Origin of the sequence: Rhodococcus sp. PvR099 (genome assembly GCF_017833315.1) — a bacterium.
Taxonomy (GTDB): Bacteria; Actinomycetota; Actinomycetes; order Mycobacteriales; family Mycobacteriaceae; genus Rhodococcus_G; species Rhodococcus_G oryzae.
In genome coordinates this window covers 4,933,979-4,952,250 of the sequence record NZ_JAFIBV010000001.1, presented here as the reverse complement: position 1 = coordinate 4,952,250, position 18,272 = coordinate 4,933,979, and the positions used below count along the sequence as shown (strand labels likewise).

Genomic DNA, 18,272 nt, shown 5'->3' with positions numbered 1-18,272 from the left:
CCCCGAGTCCTCTGGCGCCAGGAACTGTGCCGTGCGCCGCGATCCGCGGCGCACGGCCCGGTGTCAGCCCTCCAGCTTGTATCCCAGCCCGCGCACGGTGACCAGATGCTCCGGCTTGGCCGGATCGGCCTCGATCTTCGACCGCAGGCGCTTGACGTGCACGTCGAGGGTCTTGGTGTCGCCGACATAGTCCGCGCCCCACACCCGGTCGATGAGCTGGCCGCGGGTGAGCACCCGGCCGGAATTCCGCAGCAGGTACTCGAGGAGGTCGAACTCCTTGAGCGGGAGCATGACCGTGTCGCCGTTGACCTGGACGATGTGGCGCTCGACGTCCATCCGCACCGGGCCCGCCTCGAGCACGCCGTCGTCGGCGTCGTTGTCGGAGTCGTTGTCGGCGCCGCGCCGCAGCACCGCCCGGATCCGGGCGATCAGTTCCCTTGCCGAGTAGGGCTTGGTGACGTAGTCGTCAGCGCCCAGTTCCAGTCCGACGACCTTGTCGATCTCGCTGTCGCGGGCGGTGACCATGATGACAGGAACGCCGGAGCGCGCCCGGAGTTGCTTGCACACGTCGGTGCCGCTCATCCCGGGGAGCATCAGGTCCAGCAGGACGATGTCCGCGCCGGACCGGTCGAACTCGGCGAGGGCGGACGGTCCGTCCCCCACCACCGTCGCCTCGAACCCCTCCTTGCGGAGCAGGAACGCGAGCGGGTCGGCCAACGACTCCTCGTCCTCCACGATCAACACATTCGTCACCGGTTTGCCTCCAGACTCGGCGCAGCCTCGTGCTGCGTCACTTCGTGATCGATCGATGCGGTCTTGTTCGCTGCGGACGTCTCGTCCGCAGCCGAGGGTGCGTCCGCGATGGGCGCTGACCTGAGCTGGGCCACTGGGCCCGAGATCGCGCTCCTCACCGGGGCGTCATCGGCTTCGTCGGAGAGTTCCTCGTGCCACGGAATGTGCAGCGTGAAGGTGGACCCGGTGCCGACCTTGCTCCACAGCGTGATGGAGCCGTTGTGGTTCGCGGCCACGTGCTTGGCGATCGCGAGACCGAGCCCGGTGCCGCCGGTGGACCGGGACCGCGCCTTGTCGACGCGGAAGAAGCGTTCGAACACCCGCTCCTGGTCCTCGCTCGCGATGCCGATCCCACGGTCGGTGACGGCGATCGCGACCTTGTCCCCTCGCCTGGACCGGCTCACCGACACCGGCGATCCCTGCGGCGAGTACGCGATCGCGTTCTCGACCAGGTTCGACAGCGCGGTGATGAGCAGGGTCCGGTCACCCCGCACCTCGAGTCCGCTCGGCCGGTCGGCGGTGACCGTGATCCCGGCCGCCTCGGCGGTGAGCCGCGAACGGCGCATGGCCTCCTCGACCACCTCGTCCACGTCGACCACCTCGAGGTCGGGCAGCTTCTCCGCGCCCTGCAGGCGGGAGAGCGCGATGAGTTCGCTGACCATGTTCCCCAGCCGCTTCGATTCGCTGAGCACCCGCTCGCCGAAGTGCCGCACGGATTCCGGGTCGTCGGCGGACTCGAGGAGCGCCTCGGCCAGCAGGCCCATCGCACCGACCGGGGTCTTGAGTTCGTGGCTGACGTTGGCGACGAAGTCGCGGCGAGTGGCCTCCATGCGGACCTGCTCGGAGTCGTCGTCCGCGAACAGCACGACGAACCGGCGGTCCTGCTCGCTGAGCAGACGGGCCACCCCACGCACCGCGATCTTGTTCCTGCCGCGCGCCGGGTTCTTGATGCTGAGATCCATCTCGACCGGCACCCCGGTCGTCAGCACCTGATTCGCCGCCTGCCATGCCCGTTCCTCGACGGTGCGGTTGCGCACCAGGCCCAGCTCCTCGGCGCGCGGGTTGAAGAGCACCACGTCGTGGAACCGGTCCACCACCGCGATGCCGCTGTGCGAGGCGAGCACGATGAGGTCGAGGACCTGAGACATGGTCAGGCCGGCCTGTTCGGCTTCGCGCCTGGAGAATCGATTCTTCAGGAACGGGACCAGTACCCCGCCGACCAGGTATCCGCCGAACGCGGCGACCACGGCCAGGAGTACGGCCTGAACAACACTCACAGCGCAATCGTACGGTCGGGTAAAGCCAGACGGACGCAGGGTGGAGGCATTTCACCGCACGTCATGGCCCCGCGGCGCCCCGTTCTCCGGCTGTTCACCCGGTGTTGGCCCGAGATCCCGCCGTGGTGGCGGCGGGGTCCCGGGCCGACATCGGAACTGCTACTTCGCGCCCTGGCTGGCGACCGCGGCAGCGCCTGCGGCGGCGGCCTCGGGGTCGAGGTAGGTGCCACCCCGGTTGAGCGGGGTGAGGCTGCCGTCCGCCGCGACCTCGAGGTCGTAGCGCAGCGGGATGCCGGTGGGGATGTTCAGCCCGGCGATGTCCTCGTCGGAGATGCCGTCCAGGTGCTTGACCAGCGCGCGCAGCGAGTTGCCGTGCGCGGTGACCAGGACGGTCTTGCCCGCCTTGAGGTCCGCGGAGATCGTCTCCTCCCAGTACGGGATGAGGCGCTTGACCACGTCGAGCAGGCACTCCGTCAACGGGACCTCGTCGAGGCCCGCATAGCGCGGGTCGGCGTCCTGGCTGTACTCGGTGCCCGCCTCGATCGGCGGCGGCGGGGTGTCGTAGCTGCGACGCCACAGCATGAACTGGTCGTCGCCGTACTCGGCCTTGGTCTGAGCCTTGTTCTTGCCCTGCAGCGCGCCGTAGTGCCGCTCGTTCAGACGCCAGTCGCGCACGACCGGGATCCAGTGCCGGTCGGCGGCGTCGAGGGCGATGTTCGCGGTGCTGATCGCCCGGCGGAGCAGGGACGTGTACAGCACGTCGGGCAGCACGTCGTGCTCCTTGAGGAGCTGACCCGCCCGCTTGCCCTCACCGATGCCCTTGTCGGTGAGCGGCACGTCCACCCAGCCGGTGAACAGGTTCATGGCGTTCCATTCGCTCTCGCCGTGGCGGAGCAGCACAAGGGTTCCGGTACTCATGCCCACAATCCTGGCATGACGGCCGACGGCCGACGGCCACCGCCCGCGGCGCCGCCCCCGCAGGGTCGATTGGGCAGTCGGGGTTGACTCCTATCGCAACTAATGTAGCTTTAAGAAACCGGCAATCACCGAACCAACGCAGCAGGAGTTGTCTTTGGAGCCCCAGAAGCGCCCCGGCGGCCGCAGCGCACGGGTCCGCGACACCGTCCGCACGGCCACCCTCGCCGAGCTCGCCCTCCACGGCTACCAGGGCTTGACGATCGACAACGTCGCCCAACGCTCCGGCGTCCACAAGACCACCGTCTATCGCCGTTGGGGCACCCCCGAAGGCCTGATCGCCGATGCCCTCGAACTCGCCGAGTCCGAACCGTGGCCCATCCCCGACTCCGGCTCCATCGAAGGCGATCTCCGTGGAATCACCGACCTCGTCCGCACCGGTTTCGCCGACCCCGAAGCCGGCCCCATCGCGTCCGCCTTCATCGCCGCGGCCACCCAGAATTCGGCCGCCGCGCAGGCCCTCCGCCGCTTCTACGCCGCCCGCCACACCCAATCCGCCGAGGTGGTCCGCCGCGCAGTCGCCCGCGGCGAACTCCCGGCCACCGTCGCCGCCGAGGACCTGATCAGATTCGCGGTGGCCCCGGTCTACTACCGACTCTTCATCGCCCACGAGCCGGTGACGGAACAAGACGCGCACCGCGCTGCTGACGCTGCGCTGGCGGCCGCACGGGCAGGCGTCATCTGACGGCTGCCCTCGCGGCCGCGACCATTCCAACCCCGACACGCACGTCGAGTCCGATCGCCGCAGCAACTCAACTCAACTCAGGAGAAACGTATGACTGACCAGCAGATCGGCCGCACGATCGACGCCTCTTTCGAGATCACCGATTGGGACGAGACCGTCTACGAAGAGCCGGACGAGGGACCCAAACTGACCAGGGTCCGAATTCGCAAGCGCTACCACGGTGCGATCGAGGGCTCGGGCGTGGTGTCGGTTCTCACGGCCCAGGGAGCTGCCGGTGCAGGCTATGTGGCCTCCGAACGGGTCGAGGGCACACTCGACGGCCGTGCCGGCACCTTTGTCATCCAACACGGCGGTCTGGCCAACGGCACCGAGCAGAGCAGCTTCGGGTCCATTGTCCCTGGTTCCGGCACCGGAGAGCTCGCGGGGATCTCGGGCCACGCGAAAGAGGCTCAGCAGGAGGTCCTCTCCCTGGTGTACACGCTCTAGTTCGCTCGACATCCGCGGCCGTTCAGCTGCGCACCATCCCGACCCGCCGACACCGAAGGACCCAGCGTTGTCACCTGATCCGACCACTGTTCACCCGCTGCCTGCCCACGACCGCGTGGTGTTCCTCAAACCGCTGGTCAGCTCGCCGCAGATCGTCGTGGGCGAGTACACCTACTACGACGACCCGGACGGCGCGACGGACTTCGAGCGTCGCAACGTGCTCTACGCATACGGACAGGAGCGCCTGATCATCGGCAAGTACTGCGCGATCGCCGCGGGGACGAGGTTCCTGATGGCAGGCGCCGAGCATCCGACGATGGGTGTGTCCACGTTTCCGTTCACCATGTTCGGCGGCCCGTGGGCCGAGCAGACTCTCGACATCGTCACCGCCATGCCCAGTCGCGGCGACACAGTCGTCGGCAACGATGTGTGGTTCGGCCACCAGGCGACCGTGATGCCCGGTGTGCGAATCGGCGACGGCGCCATCATCGCGGCCGGCGCGGTGGTCACCGTCGACGTTCCGCCGTACACGATCGTCGGTGGCAATCCGGCCAGACCGATCCGGCGACGCTATGCCGACGCGGACATCGACCGGCTGCTGCACGCCGCATGGTGGGACTGGCCTGCCGAACTCGTCACCGAACACGCCCGCACCGTCATGGCCGGAACGCCGGCCGACATCGAGCGCATCGCCCTCGACCACCAGGAGAAGGCATGACGACCCACGTCAGCATCGACGAGCACGCGGTATCCGGCGGCGGCCCGTACGCGATCACTGTCGGCCCGGACCGCGCGCTCTGGTTCACGCTGGTCCACAGCGGTCAGATCGGCCGCCTCGTGCCCGGCGAGCGGCCCACGAACCACCAGCTCGACCCGGACAGCGGGCCGACGATCATCGTCACCGGACCCGACGGTGCACTCTGGTTCACCGAATACCGGTCCCACCGCATCGGACGGATCACCACCGACGGCGTACTCGACGAGTTCGCACCGCCCACACCGAACTGCGGGCCGTTCGGCATCGCCGCGGGACCCGACGGTGCGCTCTGGTTCACCGAAACCGCAACCGACCGAATCGGACGGATCACCACCGACGGCCAGGTCACCGAGTTTCCCCTCCCGACCGCCGGCGCGTTTCCCTCCGCGATCACCGCCGGCACCGACGGCGGAATGTGGTTCACCATGAACCAGGCCAACGCGATCGGCCGCATCGGCACGGACGGCGACGTCACCATCCACCCGCTCCCCACCGAAGCCGCAGGACCCGTGGGGATCACCACGGGCCGCGACGGAACCCTCTGGTTCGTCGAGATCAACGCCGGCCAGATCGGCCGGATCACCCCGGACGGAACGATCGACGAGTTCCCGCTGCCCGACCGCGCCGCTCGACCGCACGCCATCGCCAGCGACGACAACGGCGGGTACTGGTTCACCGAGTGGGGCGCCAACCGCATCGGCACAATCAGCCCGGACGGTGCGATCTCGGTACACGAGCTGCCCACCCCGGGATCCGAGCCACACGGGATCACCCTCGGCCCGGAGGGTGCACTGTGGACAGCCCTCGAAACCGGCGCCCTCGCTCGCATCACCAGGTCGACCCACACCAACGCCTAGACAACGAGCCTGCCTGCGATCGGATCGGGGCGTGGCGCGCCGGCAGCGGACATCCTCGGCCCGCACACTGGGTGAATGAGTACCGCGCCGCGCGACCGGTGGGTGCTGCACGTTGACCTCGACCAGTTCGTCGCAGCCGTCGAGGTCCTGCGACGGCCGGAACTACGTGGCAGGCCGGTGATCGTCGGCGGGCGCGGCGACCCCACCGAACGCGGCGTGGTCTCCACGGCCTCGTATGAGGCCCGCGAGTACGGGATCGGATCGGGGATGCCGCTGCGGGTCGCCGCGCGCAAGCTCGCCACGCGCGAGATCACCGACGCGGTTTTCCTCCCCGTCGACGGCGAGGCCTACTCCGCCGCATCGCAGCGGGTGATGGACACCCTGCGCGGGCTGGACGCGGTGGTCGAGGTGCTGGGCTGGGACGAGGCGTTCCTCGGCGTCGCCACCGAGGATCCGGTCGGCTTCGCCCGCGCCGCCCAGTCCGCCGTGCTCGCGGCGACCGACCTGCACTGCTCGGTCGGCATCGGCGACAACAAGCTGCGCGCCAAGATCGCGACCGGCTTCGGCAAGCCGCGGGGCGTGTACCTGCTCACCGCGGACAATTGGTTCGACGTGATGGGCGACCGCGCCACCGACGCGCTGTGGGGAATCGGGAGCAAGACCGCGAAAAAGCTTGCCGCCCTCGGCATCCACACCGTCCGCGAGCTGGCCGACGCCACCGACGGCGAGCTCGCCGCGGCCTTGGGTCCGACCACCGGGCCGTGGCTGCACCGGCTCGGCCGTGGCCTCGGCGGCGAGACGGTCACCGCCGAGCCATGGGTGGCCCGCGGCCACGGCCGGGAGACGACATTTCAGCACAACCTCACCGACCCCGAGCAGGTGGCGGCCGAGGTGCGCCTGCTCGCCGAGCGGGTCACCGAGGACCTGCGGGCGGAGGGGCGAGCGGCGGTCCGGATCACGCTGAAGGTTCGGTACGCACCGTTCGACACCCACACCACCGGTGCGCCGCTGGCCGAGCCGACGCTGGACCCGGCGGTCATCGCGGACGCCGCCGCGGCGCTGACCGGGCGACTCGATCCGGGCCGCGAGGTCCGGCTCCTCGGCGTCCGGCTCGAGATGACCCCGCCCTCCACCGAGAGCTAGCCGGACCCGAGACGCGGCATGCGCGCGGCCGCACCGAGTGCCACCGCGCGCATGCCGCGACGATGTGAGTCCCTGACCTCCCGACGCCAGGCTCGCGCTGCGCCTAACCCCTCGTCGCTTCGCTCGCACGAAGGTCCTTGCGGAGGATCTTGCCCGCCGCCGACTTCGGCACCGCGTCGATGAATTCCACGATCCGGACCTTCTTGTGGGGCGAGACCCGCTCGGCGACGAACGCGATGACCTCGTCGCCGGCGAGCTCGGCATCGGGCTGACGGACGACGAATGCCTTCGGGACCTCCTCGCCTTCGTCGTCGAGCACGCCGATCACCGCCGCGTCGGCGATCTGCGGGTGGGTGAGCAGCAGCGCCTCCAGCTCGGCGGGCGGCACCTGGTAGCCCTTGTACTTGATCAGCTCCTTGAGCCGGTCGACGATGTACACGACGCCCTCCGCATCGACGGTGGCGATGTCACCGGTGTGCAGGTAGCCGTCCGCGTCGAGGGTCTCGGCGGTCGCGGCGTCGTTGCCGAGGTAGCCGACCATCACGTTCGGGCCCTTGACCCACAGCTCGCCCGGCGCGCTGACGCCCGTCGTCGGGAGCTCGACCTCCTCTCCGGTGGCCGGGTCGACGAGCTTGTTCTCGGTGTTGGCGATCGGCTTGCCTACCGAGCTGAGCGGGACGTGGTCGTCCTCGAGCGCGATCGCGTGGCTGACGGGGCTCAGCTCGCTCATGCCGTAGCCCTGGCGGACGCGGCAGTTCAGCCGGTTCGCCACCGCCTTGCCCAGCTCCTCGTCGAGCGGCGCCGCACCGGAGAAGATGGTGTGCACGGAGGAGAGGTCGTACTGGTCGACGAGCGGGTGCTTGGCCAGCGCGACCGCCACCGGCGGCGCCACGAAGATGTAGGTGCACTTGCGCTCGGAGGCGTTGCGCAGGAACTCGACGAGGTCGAACTTCGGCATCGTGACCAGCGTGGCACGCTCGAACAGCGCCGCGTTGAGCAGCACGGTGAGCCCGTAGATGTGGAAGAAGGGCAACACTGCCAGGATCCGGTCGTCGGCGCTGATGCCCATCCGCGGGTGGATCTGGCAGACGTTCGCCACCAGGTTCCGGTGGGTCAGCATCACGCCCTTGGGGCGGCCGGTGGTGCCCGACGAGTACGGCAACACCGCGAGGTGGGTGGCCGGGTCGAAGCTGACCTCGGGGGCCGGGGCGCCCTGGGTGAGCAGGTCCCGCAGCGACGGGTGCCCCTCGGCGCCGTCGAGCACGATCACCCGGTCGGCGGGGATGCCGACCTGCTCGGCGGCCGCCCGCGCCTGAGGCAGCAGCGGCGACACGGTGAAGAGGAAGGTCGCCTTGGAGTCGGTGAGCTGCTTGGCGATGTCCTCGGCGTTGTAGAGGGCGTTGATCGTGGTGGCCGTGCCGCCCGCACGCAGGATGCCGTGCAACACGGACGCGAACGCCGGGACGTTCGGCGAGTGCAGCGCGGCGACGTCGCCGACGGCCAGACCGCGCGCCGCCAGCGCGCCCGCGACGGCGTCGACCTGACCGATGAGCGCGCGGTAGGTGGTCTCCGCGCCCGAGCCGCCGTCGATGAGCGCGGGTCGGTCCAGGTCGGCGTCCGAGACCTGACCGAAAAGGAAGTCGTAGACGCTCAGGTTCGGGATCTCGACGTCGGGATAGGGGCTCTTGAAGCTCACGGGGGCCTCTCCTCGAGTGGTGCGGCGACAGGGTGGACGAACCAGGTAACTGTCACAGATGGAAACAGTTAAATCACCTGTGACAGCCGTCACAGGATCGCCGAAACCCTACCCCGAACCGCGGCGCCCCGCCTCAGTCAGCTTTGGCAGCCCTGACCTGGTCAGCGGACATCAGGTGCACGAACGGCTGCAGGTTCACGAGCGACTCACCGCGCGAGACCCGCCAGTCCCACTCCCGCCGAATCGATGTGGCGAAACCGAGCTCGAGCAGGGTGTTGAAGTCGCCGTCCGCGGCCTCGAGCACCTGACCGAGCACCCGGTCCAGTTCCGACCCGGTGACGGCGTGGGTGGAGATCTGTCCGAGCAGGTAGATGTCGCCGATCTTGTCGATCGTGTAGCTCACCCCGTACAGCCGGCGGTTGCGACGGAGCAGGAACCGGTAGACACCCTCGAAGTTCTCGTCGGGCTTGCGGCAGACGAAGGCCTCCACCCGGACGCCGTGCGCGCCGACGGTCAGCAGGCAGGTGGTCTTGAGCTTGCGCTCGCCGGGCAACTCCACGACGAACTGGCCCTCGCCCTTGCGGGTGTACTCGAGCTCCCGCTCGGCCAGTTCGGCGTCGATCAGCTTCGCGATGTCGGTCACGCTCGCACTCCCCCCATTCGGCGCAGCTTCCACAATCCCCTGCCGCGGCGCGGCGCGTGTTCGGGCTGCCTGCGGTAGCTGGCGTTCGCCCGCTTGTAGCTCTCGAGCAGGCCGTCGGCGGTGTGCTCCCAGGAAAAGTCCTCCGCGTGCAGCGGCGCGCGGCGCGCCATCTCGGCCAGCCGGCCGGGATCGGCGAGCAGCGAGTGCAGGGCATCGGCCCAGTCGTCGGTGCGGTGACCGGGCACCAACAGCCCGGTCTCTCCGGACCGCACGGCGACCCCCAGTCCCCCGACATCGGCCGCGACGACCGGTGTCCCGCAGGCCTGCGCCTCGATCGCGACCAGTCCGAAGGACTCCGAATAACTCGGCACCGCAACCAGATCCGCCGCGCGGTACACCTGTGCGAGCCGATCGGGCGGCTGCGGCGGCAGGAAGGTGACCCTGGCGGTGATGCCAAGCGAGGCGGCCAGGTCGATCAGCGAATCGGGCCGGTCCAGCCCGGTGCCCGATGGCCCGCCGACGACCACGATCCGCAGCGGCAGCGCCGGCTCGCGCTCGATCAGGGCGGCCGCGGCGCGCAGCAGCACGTCCGGCGCCTTGAGCGGCTGGATCCTGCCGACGAAGGTCACGATCAGCTCGTTCGGATTCAGCCCCAGCTCGGCCCGCGCCGCCGCGCGATCACCCGGCCGGTACCTGGACAGGTCCGCGCCGGGGGCCACCACGTCGATCCTGCCTGCGTCCGCGCCGTAGATGTCGATCAGCTGCTTGGATTCGTCGGCGGTGTTGGTGATCAGGCGATCGGCCTCGGCCACCACCTGCTGCTCGCCGATCTGGCGCGCGGCCGGCTCCGGGACGTCCCCCTCCGCCAGGGCGGCGTTCTTGACCGCGGCGAGGGTGTGCGCGGTGTGCACCAGCGGGACGCCCCAGCGGTCGCGGGCCAGCCAGCCGACCTGGCCGGAGAGCCAGTAGTGCGAGTGCACCAGGTCGTAGTGCCCCGGCTCGTGGTGCGCCTCCTCGCGCAGCACCCCGGCCGCGAACGCGCACAGCTGGGTGGGCAAGTCGTGCTTGTCGAGACCCTCGAACGGGCCCGCGACGACGTTGCGGACCAGCACCCCCGGCGCGGCCTCGACGACCGGCGCGTCCGACGAGGAGGTGGCCCTGGTGAAGATCTCCACCTCCACCCCGCGGCGGGCGAGCTGCAGCGCGGTCTGGAGCACGTACACATTCATGCCGCCCGCGTCACCGGTCCCCGGCTGCGCCAATGGAGAGGTGTGGACCGAGAGAACGGCCACCCTCCGCAACCGGTGGTTCTGCGCTGGGGTCACGGCTCCATCTTGCCCTGTGGCGATCACGCGGGGCGAAGCCGACCTGAGGACGTCGGCGGCGACCCGGCCGTCAGCGCCCTCGGTCGCGCCCCCTTGCCGCGTCACAGCCCGTCGACGAACTCGCTGACCTCGGCGACGAAGCGTTGCGGGTCCTCGACGAACGGGCCGTGGTCGCAGCCTTCCCAGTACGACGCGGTGGCCGCCGGGATCAGCCCGGCCGCATGCCTGGCGGCGGAGACGTCGACAACGGTGTCCGCGGTGCCGTGCAGGATCAGCGCGGGGACGGTGAGGCCCGCGAGCAACTCGTCGTGCCCGACCGCGCGGTTGAACAGCGCCGCGCGCACGCGAGGCGGCGTCGACAGGCTGGCCCCGAACAGCGCCTGCGAGGCGACGCCCTTGCCCTCGGCCGGGCCGGTCAGGGCGGTGCCGAAGCTGCCGAGCGCGCGGATCGACTCGCGCGGATCCTCGGACATCGCGGCCGGGATGGCCGCGCGCATCGACGATCCGACGCGGCCGCCCTTCTGCCCGGGCCCGATGCTGGTGATGGCGCCGACCAGCACGATCGCGTCCACCGCGGCCGCACCGAACTCGGCGAGGTAGTCGCAGATCACCAGGCCGCCGTAGGACCAGCCCAGCAGCACCGCGCCGGACTCGATGCGCTCGGCGGCAAGCACCGCCTCGATGTCAGACGCCCAGATCTTCGGGTCGTCGTATCCCTCGGCCGGCGCGCCGGAGTAGCCGTGACCGCGCAGGTCGACGGCGATCACGCGGTACTTGGCGGACAGCGCGTCGAGCACGCCGTCGCCCCAGCACCGCAGCGACTGCGCCCAGCCGTGCAACAGCACCAGCGGACGCGCGGCGGCGTCGCCCTCGACGCGGTAGACGATGGACGTGCCGTCGACGCTGACGGTTTCCCGGATAGCCATGCCGGCCATTCTGCGCCCCCGGCGCCTGTGAGTGAATTTCACCCCGGTCGGGGTGAAATTCGCTCACAGGTGCGAAGCGCATACTCAGTTCATGTGCCGCTTGTTCGGGATGACCAGCGCACCGTCACGGGTCACGGCCACGTTCTGGCTGCTCGATGCCGCGGACAGTCTGGCCGTGCAGAGCCGACGCGATCCCGACGGCACCGGCCTCGGCACCTTCACCGCCGACGGCGAACCCCTCGTCGAGAAGCAGCCGCTGCCCGCCTACGCGGACGTGAGCTTCGCGACGGAGGCGAGGGAACGCAGATCCGAGACCTTCGTCGCCCACATCCGGCACGCCTCCACCGGCGGGCTCGCGATGGTCAACACCCACCCGTTCAGCATGAGTGGGCGCATCTTCGCGCACAACGGCGTGATCGAGGACCTGCCCCGGTTGGACGAGGAGCTCGGACCGTACCGATCGGCGGTAGCCGGTGAGACCGACTCCGAGCGCTTCTTCGCGCTGATCACCAAGCACATCGACGGCCACGGCGGCGACGTCACCGCAGGCATCACCGAGGCCGCCCACTGGGTCGCCGAGCACCTGCCGATCTTCGCCGTCAACATCGTGCTGACCACCCCGACGGAGCTGTGGGCGCTGCGCTACCCCGACACCCACCAGCTGCTGGTGCTCAGCCGCGCGCCGGACACCGGCCGCCACCTCGAGCACGCCAGCCTGGCCGGCACCGTCCGGGTCCGGTCGGGTGAACTGGCCTCGGCACCCGCGGTGGTGGTGGCCAGCGAGCGGATGGACGAGAACCCCGCGTGGCGGCCGCTCGCGTCCGGCGAACTGCTGCACGTCGATGCGGAGCTCAACGTCGACAGCTCCGTGATCCTCGACGGCCCGCCCGCGCATCCGCTCACGCTGGCCGACCTCGGCGCCACCGCCGCCGCGTCGCAGGCGAGCCGCTGATCGACCTCAGCCCAGCGCCGCGACGATCTCCGCCGCCGTGGCGTGCACCGCGCCGATCCGCCCGGCCTCCTCGAGGTGGCGGTCGTCGACGCCCGAGATCGCGTCGGCCGCGATGAGCACCCGGAGGTCGCGTTCGCTCGCGTCGACGATGGTGGCCCGCGGGCAGTTCGGGTAGTTGCAGCCCGCCACCACCACGGTGTCGATGCCGCACTCGCGCAGGTGCGACTCGAGCTCCGTCCGGTGGAACGCGCTCCAGCGCGGCTTGAACAGCACGACCTCGGTCGGCGTGACCTGCTGCAGCCCGCCGCCCAGGAGCAGGTCCGGGTCGAGGTCCGGGGTGCCGAACTCGGGGACGATCTGCGACCCGACGGTGCCCGGTCTCGCCGTCTGCGCGCCCGCGGCGATCGCGGACCGCCGCACGAGGTCGACGTCGTCGCCCGCGTAGAGCCGGACGATGTGCACGATCGGGCGCCCCGCGGCCCGGTACGCCTCGAGCAGGCGCGCAATCGCGGGCAACACCTGCGTGGTGCCGGGGATCGGGCTCGATCCGCCGTCGACGAAGTCGCGTTGCGTGTCGACCACGAGCAGGGCGGAGGTAGCCGGATGCGGGGCTATCCAGGGGTCGAGACGCTCCTCGAGGGTGCTCACGGCATCACCGTATCGCCACCTCGACGGTGGACGGCGGGTCTAGCATCGAGCCATGGAGCTTGACGAGCTGCTGGCAACCATGCCGTTCGCGGTGAAGTCGGGAATCGAGCTGGTCTCGGCGACCCCTGGCGAGGTCGTCGGCCGACTGGCGTGGAGCGAGGACCTCACCACCGCGGACCACATCATGCACGGCGGGGCACTGACCACCCTCGCGGACAGCGTCGGCGCCGTGTCCGCGTTCCTCAACATCCCGTCGGGCGCCGCGCGGGTCACGACGGCCTCGAACGCGGTCTACGCGCGCCAGGTACGCCGCGGCATCGTGACCGCCGCGGCCCGCCCGTTGCACGTCGGCCGCAAGACGATCCTGGTCTCGATCGACCTCACCGACGACGACGGCAGGCTCGTCTCACAGGTCACCCAGTCGCACGCCGTCGTGGGCGACTCCGGCTTCTGAGCCGCAACCCGCCCATTGATCGGGTTGGTCCCGGCTACCGTTGGGCGATGTCGCGCTTGCTCGACGCCTACCGCGCCACCGGGGCCGACCTGCCTTTCGGTGATCCCCTGGCCGCCCACGGCGTCGCCATGGAGGGTTACTTCTGGCGGTTCACCCAGCCGGAGTCGGGCCGGGTCGTGATCGCACTGTGCGGGATCAACCGGGCAGCCGACGGCAGCTGGGCCACCCTGGGCCTGGCCGCGCATCCGAGCGGTTTCCTGCGGACCGCCGCGCATCCGGTCGCGGCCGCCGACCCCCATCGGCTCGGGGTAGTCGCCGGGGAGTCGTTCCGCGGCGAACCCGACCGGCTGCGGGTGGACCTCGGTCCCGACGCCAGGCTCGACGTGCGGATCACACATCCGATGCCCTGGCCGCGACGCGCATTCGGCGGTTCGGGTGTCCTCCAGACGATCCCGGCGCTCAACCAGTATTGGCACCCCTGGCTGCTCGGCGGGCGCGCCGAGGGAACCGCGGTGCTCGGCGGCGAGAACTGGGACCTCACCGGGGGCCAGGTGTACGCCGAGAAGAACTGGGGCCGAGGTGGATTCCCCGATTCCTGGTGGTGGGGCCAGGCTCAGGGCTTCGCCGACCCGGCAGCCTGCGTGGCGTTCGGCGGCGCCGTGGTCCACGCCGGAGCGCTGCGCACCGAGATCACCCTGATCGTCGTGCGACTGCCGGACGGACGGGTGCTGCGCCTCGGCGATCCGGTGGTCTCCCCCGTCCGGGCCCAGGTGACCGACGAGCACTGGACGCTCCGCGGCCGGAGCCCACGCTGGAGCGTGGACATCGAGGGTCACGGGGCGATCGGCGACGCCCACGTCCTACCGGTGCCGCTGCCGGCCGAGCGGCGCAACGTCCCCGGCGCGCTGGAACACCTGGGTGCGCGGATGTCGGTGACGGTCCGGCGGGGGCACCGGACGGTCTGGTCCGGCGAGTCGGCCGTGGCGGCGCTGGAGCACGGCGGGCTGGCGCGCGCCAGGGCCGAGGCGGACCGGCGCGGCGCCGCGCCGGAGGCCACCGACGCGCCACCGTGCGCCCGGTGACCGGCGATCGCGCGACTCAGCTGGCCGCCGACAACGCCTGCACCGGCCGCGGGCCGGACGCCACCCGGTCTTCCCGGCGGCGACGCTGCTCCACCGGGTCCGGAACCGGCACCGCGCCGAGCAGCCCGCGGGTGTAGTCCTGCTGGGGATCGCCGAACACGCTTGCGGTGGAGCCGATCTCGACCATTTCACCACCACGGAGCACGGCAACCCTGTCCGCCACCCGGTTCACGACAGCGAGGTCGTGACTGATGAACAGGCAGGCGAACCGGAACTCCTCGCGCAGGTCCGCGAAGAGGTCGAGAATCTCCGACTGCACGGACACGTCGAGGGCACTGGTCGGCTCGTCAGCGACCAGCAGCCGCGGCGCCAGCACCAGGGCCCTCGCTAACGCCACCCGCTGCCGCTGCCCGCCGGACAGCTCGGCAGGCCGCCGCTCCGCAAACGAGCGCGGCAGTCGCACCGCCTCGAGCAGATCGCCCACCCGGGCGCGTAGCAAGGCGCCGGAGGCCGCTCGATGCACGACCAGCGGCTCCGCGACCGAGTCCCCGATGCTCCGGCGTGGGTCCAGCGATGCCGCCGGGTCCTGGTGCACCAGCGCCACCCCCTTTCGCAGGCCACGGAGGTCCCTGCGGGACACCGTGCCGAGATCCGTCCCGTCGAACACGACCGACCCCGAGGTCGCCCGCACCACGCCCAGCGCCGCGCGCCCCAGGGTCGTCTTGCCAGAGCCCGACTCGCCGACCAGGCCAAGCACCTCACCCGCGCCGACCTCGAACCCCACACCGCGCAGCGCGTGGAACTCCTTGTTGCCCAGCCTCGCCGGGTACACCACATCCAGGTCGCGCACCACCAGGACCGGCTCGGCGGGCACCGGGCCGACCGGGCCCGCGTTGTCCCCGAGCCGCGGCACCGCCGCGAGCAGCTGCGTCGTGTACTTCTCCCGCGGCGCCGAGAACAGCTCGTGCACACCGCTCTCCTCGACCAGCTCGCCGCGGCGCATCACCGCCACCCGGTCCGCGATGTCGGCGACCACCCCCATGTTGTGGGTGATGAGCAGGATCGCCGCACCCCGCTCTGTCCGCAAGCCGCGCAGCAGGGTGAGGATCTCCGCCTGCACCGTCACGTCCAGCGCGGTCGTCGGCTCGTCCGCGATCAGGAGGTCCGGGTCCCCGGACAGCGCCAGGGCGATCACGACCCGCTGCTTCTGACCGCCGGACAGCTGGTGCGGATACCAGTCAACCCGCCGTTCCGGATCCGGGATCTCCACCAGGCGAAGCAGTTCGACGGCCCGCGCCCTGGCCTCCGCCCGGCCGACCTTTCCGTGCGCCCGCAGGGCCTGCGCGATCTGCCAGCCCACCTTCTGCACCGGGTTCAGCGCGGTCTGCGGTTCCTGGAACACCATGGCCGCCCTGGTCCCGCGCAGCCGGGCGAGCGTGCCCTCCCCTGCCCCGACCACCTGGGCGCCGCCGAGCCGGATCGACCCGCTCGCCTCGGCGTTGTCGGGCAGCAGCCCGAGCACCGCCTTCGCGGTCATCGACTTTCCGGAACCGGATTCACCGACCAGCGCGAGGATCTCACCGCGGCCGACGGTCAGGTTCAGCCCGTCCACCACCGGGTCACCGGTCGCGCCGAAACGGATGCTCAGGTTCTCGATTTCGAGGATCGGGTCTGTCTGGGTCATCGTCTACTCCTGAGATGTCATGGCGTGTCAGGCCCGACGCGCGGATCCGAGCGCCTGGGCGATGAGCAGGAATCCGAGCACCAGCGCCGCCACCACCACCAGCGGGCCGATGGCAAAGGCCGGGTTGGCATCGAGATTGGGCACGGAGTCGGCGATGATCGACCCGAGCGAGGGTTCGGGTGGCCGGACGCCGATACCGACGAAGCTCATCGCGGACTCCACGAACACCGCCACCGACATGGACAGCGCCAACTGCACGGCCAGCGGCTCCAGCGCGTTCGGCAGCACGTGGGTGCGCAGCACCCACCACCGACCGGCCCCGATGACCTCCGCCGACTCGACGTACGGCAACTCCCGGATCCGCAGCACCTGGGTGCGGATCATCCGCCCGAAGATCGGGATCTCGACGACCACGATCACTGCGATCACCGTCACCGCGCCGGGTCCCACGATCGCGGCGAGCGCGATCGCCAGAATCAGCGCGGGAAACGCGAGCACCACGTCGAAGGCGCGCTGGGCGATCACGTCCGTCACCGGGTGCAGGCTCGATGCCAGCCCCAGCAGCGCGCCGACCAGCGCCCCGATCGGCACCGCGATCACGATGATCTCGAGGTTGATCCGGATGCCGTGCAGCACCCGGGAGTAGACATCCCGATTCACCTGATCGGTGCCGAACCAGTGCTCGGCGCCGGGGCCGAGGAGGTTCGCCCCGCCGATCTGCTCGTTCGGCCCGAAGGGTGCGATCCACTGGGCCAGCAGTCCCGCCGCCGCCACCGCGACCACCAGCACCAGGCCGAGCAGGCCCTGCCCATGGGTCAGCGCGGCCCACGCCGGGTGCCTGCGCGCGGGCGCCGGCTCGGGAAGGGACCGGTCGGCGACCGCCGGGTCCTCGATGGGGGTGACGCTCATGAGGTTCCCCCGATCCGGATCCGCGGATCCAGGTAGGCATGCACGACGTCGGTGACCAGCTGAACGAGCACGAACACCGAGACCGAGAGCAGCAGCAGCACCTGGACCACCGGGTAGTCGCGGCGGCTGATGCCCTGTTCGATGAGCTGCCCGATCCCGGGCCAGGCGAAGATCGCCTCGACCAGCACCGCACCACCGAGCAGCTGCCCGGTCTGCAGACCCAGCGCGGTCACCATGGTGGGGAGTGCATTGCGCAGTGCGCTGCGGGTGACGAGATTCCACCGCGAGACGCCGAGCGCCCGTGCGGTCAGCACGTACGGCTGACTCAGCTCGGTGCGCAGCGACTCGGTGAGGAATCGGGTCAGGGCGGCGGCCACCGGCAGGGCCAGGCACACGGCGGGCAGCAGCAGGTACTGCGCCGAGATGTCGGGCCTGACCCAGAACCCCTGCGGGGGAACCCCACCCGAGGGGAGCACCGGAAAGAGCACCGCGAACACCAGGACCAGCAGCACGCCGCTGACGAAGGGCGGCAGCGCCACGGCGAGGGTGTTGAACCCGGCGACAGCGCCGGTCAGCCACCGCTTCGGCCAGACAACGGCCGTGACGCTGAGGATCAGGCTGACCAGCACCGCGAGCACCAGCGCGGTCACGGCGAGCACGACGGTGTTGACCAGACCGGAGAGGACCAGATCGGAGATCTGACCGCCGATCACATACGACCTGCCCAGGTCGAAGGTCAACACCGAGCCGATCCAGGACACGTACTGGGCCGGGATCGACCGGTCCAATCCGAGCGAATGTCTGATCGCGGCAATGGATTCCGCGGAGGCATCCGGACCGGCCAGGCTGCTCGCCGGATCGCCGGGGACCAGCCGAAGCACGAAGAAGATCAGCAGTGAGGCCAGCAGCAGCACAGCCACGGCCGACGGCAGCCGGCGCGCGAGGTATCGCACCATGATGCGGGCTCCTCTCGGTCGGGGC

At 70.5% G+C, this 18,272-nt stretch carries 19 protein-coding genes; 8 read left to right on the top strand and 11 right to left on the bottom strand.

The window, feature by feature from the left end:
* Nucleotides 1-63: 63 nt before the first annotated feature.
* The 3 genes from JOE46_RS23015 to JOE46_RS23005 form a co-directional block, all read right to left on the bottom strand.
* Nucleotides 64-753: a response regulator transcription factor gene (locus JOE46_RS23015; protein WP_097210255.1), complete on the bottom strand. Its 690-nt coding sequence runs from the start codon at nucleotides 751-753 to the stop codon at nucleotides 64-66.
* Complete coding sequence (locus JOE46_RS23010) at nucleotides 750-2,069, bottom strand: cell wall metabolism sensor histidine kinase WalK (RefSeq protein WP_209928612.1); 1,320 nt, start codon at nucleotides 2,067-2,069, stop codon at nucleotides 750-752. The genes JOE46_RS23015 and JOE46_RS23010 overlap by 4 nt, the downstream gene beginning before the upstream one ends.
* 159 nt (nucleotides 2,070-2,228) lie before the next feature.
* On the bottom strand, nucleotides 2,229-2,996 hold the full coding sequence (locus JOE46_RS23005) for a phosphoglyceromutase (protein ID WP_179800450.1): 768 nt from the start codon (nucleotides 2,994-2,996) through the stop codon (nucleotides 2,229-2,231).
* 145 nt (nucleotides 2,997-3,141) lie between these two features.
* On the opposite strand from JOE46_RS23005, the gene JOE46_RS23000 reads away from it, so the two are divergent.
* The 5 genes from JOE46_RS23000 (at nucleotide 3,142) to JOE46_RS22980 (ending at nucleotide 6,972) form a co-directional block, all read left to right on the top strand.
* Entirely contained in the window at nucleotides 3,142-3,729 is a 588-nt protein-coding gene (locus JOE46_RS23000) for a TetR/AcrR family transcriptional regulator (protein WP_209928609.1), read from the top strand.
* Between the two features lie 90 nt (nucleotides 3,730-3,819).
* Nucleotides 3,820-4,215, top strand: coding sequence for a DUF3224 domain-containing protein (locus JOE46_RS22995; RefSeq protein WP_097210252.1), 396 nt, complete (start codon nucleotides 3,820-3,822; stop codon nucleotides 4,213-4,215).
* A gap of 67 nt (nucleotides 4,216-4,282) precedes the next feature.
* On the top strand, nucleotides 4,283-4,933 hold the full coding sequence (locus JOE46_RS22990; RefSeq protein ID WP_209928608.1) for a CatB-related O-acetyltransferase: 651 nt from the start codon (nucleotides 4,283-4,285) through the stop codon (nucleotides 4,931-4,933).
* The gene (locus JOE46_RS22985) at nucleotides 4,930-5,829 is read left to right on the top strand and encodes a virginiamycin B lyase (RefSeq protein WP_209928607.1); all 900 of its coding nucleotides are present in this window, start codon (nucleotides 4,930-4,932) and stop codon (nucleotides 5,827-5,829) included. Before JOE46_RS22990 ends, JOE46_RS22985 begins: the two co-directional genes overlap by 4 nt.
* 75 nt (nucleotides 5,830-5,904) lie before the next feature.
* Nucleotides 5,905-6,972 carry a DNA polymerase IV gene (locus tag JOE46_RS22980; RefSeq protein WP_209928606.1) on the top strand — a complete coding sequence of 356 codons (1,068 nt, stop codon included), beginning with the start codon at nucleotides 5,905-5,907 and terminating at the stop codon, nucleotides 6,970-6,972.
* Nucleotides 6,973-7,075: 103 nt separating this feature from the next.
* On the opposite strand, the gene JOE46_RS22975 is transcribed toward JOE46_RS22980, so the two are convergent.
* From JOE46_RS22975 to JOE46_RS22960, 4 genes are all read right to left on the bottom strand, one after another.
* Complete coding sequence (locus JOE46_RS22975) at nucleotides 7,076-8,668, bottom strand: AMP-binding protein (RefSeq protein ID WP_209928604.1); 1,593 nt, start codon at nucleotides 8,666-8,668, stop codon at nucleotides 7,076-7,078.
* Between the two features lie 133 nt (nucleotides 8,669-8,801).
* On the bottom strand, nucleotides 8,802-9,311 hold the full coding sequence (locus JOE46_RS22970) for a YbjN domain-containing protein (protein ID WP_097210248.1): 510 nt from the start codon (nucleotides 9,309-9,311) through the stop codon (nucleotides 8,802-8,804).
* The gene (mshA, locus tag JOE46_RS22965; RefSeq protein ID WP_097210247.1) at nucleotides 9,308-10,636 is read right to left on the bottom strand and encodes a D-inositol-3-phosphate glycosyltransferase; all 1,329 of its coding nucleotides are present in this window, start codon (nucleotides 10,634-10,636) and stop codon (nucleotides 9,308-9,310) included. The genes JOE46_RS22970 and mshA overlap by 4 nt, the downstream gene beginning before the upstream one ends.
* A gap of 101 nt (nucleotides 10,637-10,737) precedes the next feature.
* Complete coding sequence (locus JOE46_RS22960) at nucleotides 10,738-11,562, bottom strand: alpha/beta fold hydrolase (protein ID WP_209928602.1); 825 nt, start codon at nucleotides 11,560-11,562, stop codon at nucleotides 10,738-10,740.
* A gap of 91 nt (nucleotides 11,563-11,653) precedes the next feature.
* Here JOE46_RS22960 and JOE46_RS22955 point away from each other — a divergent pair, with 91 nt between their 5' ends.
* The gene (locus tag JOE46_RS22955; RefSeq protein ID WP_209928600.1) at nucleotides 11,654-12,514 is read left to right on the top strand and encodes a class II glutamine amidotransferase; all 861 of its coding nucleotides are present in this window, start codon (nucleotides 11,654-11,656) and stop codon (nucleotides 12,512-12,514) included.
* A gap of 6 nt (nucleotides 12,515-12,520) precedes the next feature.
* Here the strand turns inward: JOE46_RS22955 and JOE46_RS22950 are convergent, their stop codons facing one another.
* On the bottom strand, nucleotides 12,521-13,162 hold the full coding sequence (locus JOE46_RS22950; RefSeq protein WP_097210245.1) for a cysteine hydrolase family protein: 642 nt from the start codon (nucleotides 13,160-13,162) through the stop codon (nucleotides 12,521-12,523).
* Nucleotides 13,163-13,214: 52 nt separating this feature from the next.
* Here JOE46_RS22950 and JOE46_RS22945 point away from each other — a divergent pair, with 52 nt between their 5' ends.
* Entirely contained in the window at nucleotides 13,215-13,616 is a 402-nt protein-coding gene (locus JOE46_RS22945) for a PaaI family thioesterase (RefSeq protein ID WP_097210244.1), read from the top strand.
* Between the two features lie 47 nt (nucleotides 13,617-13,663).
* The gene (locus JOE46_RS22940; RefSeq protein ID WP_209928599.1) at nucleotides 13,664-14,698 is read left to right on the top strand and encodes a tocopherol cyclase family protein; all 1,035 of its coding nucleotides are present in this window, start codon (nucleotides 13,664-13,666) and stop codon (nucleotides 14,696-14,698) included.
* Nucleotides 14,699-14,714: 16 nt separating this feature from the next.
* On the opposite strand, the gene JOE46_RS22935 is transcribed toward JOE46_RS22940, so the two are convergent.
* Genes JOE46_RS22935 through JOE46_RS22925 form a run of 3 tightly spaced genes read right to left on the bottom strand, consistent with a single transcriptional unit; the run spans nucleotide 14,715 to nucleotide 18,247 of the window.
* The gene (locus JOE46_RS22935) at nucleotides 14,715-16,382 is read right to left on the bottom strand and encodes an ABC transporter ATP-binding protein (protein WP_209928598.1); all 1,668 of its coding nucleotides are present in this window, start codon (nucleotides 16,380-16,382) and stop codon (nucleotides 14,715-14,717) included.
* A gap of 27 nt (nucleotides 16,383-16,409) precedes the next feature.
* The gene (locus JOE46_RS22930) at nucleotides 16,410-17,291 is read right to left on the bottom strand and encodes an ABC transporter permease (protein WP_097210241.1); all 882 of its coding nucleotides are present in this window, start codon (nucleotides 17,289-17,291) and stop codon (nucleotides 16,410-16,412) included.
* A complete protein-coding gene (locus JOE46_RS22925) occupies nucleotides 17,288-18,247 on the bottom strand; it encodes an ABC transporter permease (protein WP_097210240.1) in 960 nt (319 codons plus the stop codon). The genes JOE46_RS22930 and JOE46_RS22925 overlap by 4 nt, the downstream gene beginning before the upstream one ends.
* Nucleotides 18,248-18,272: the final 25 nt, after the last annotated feature.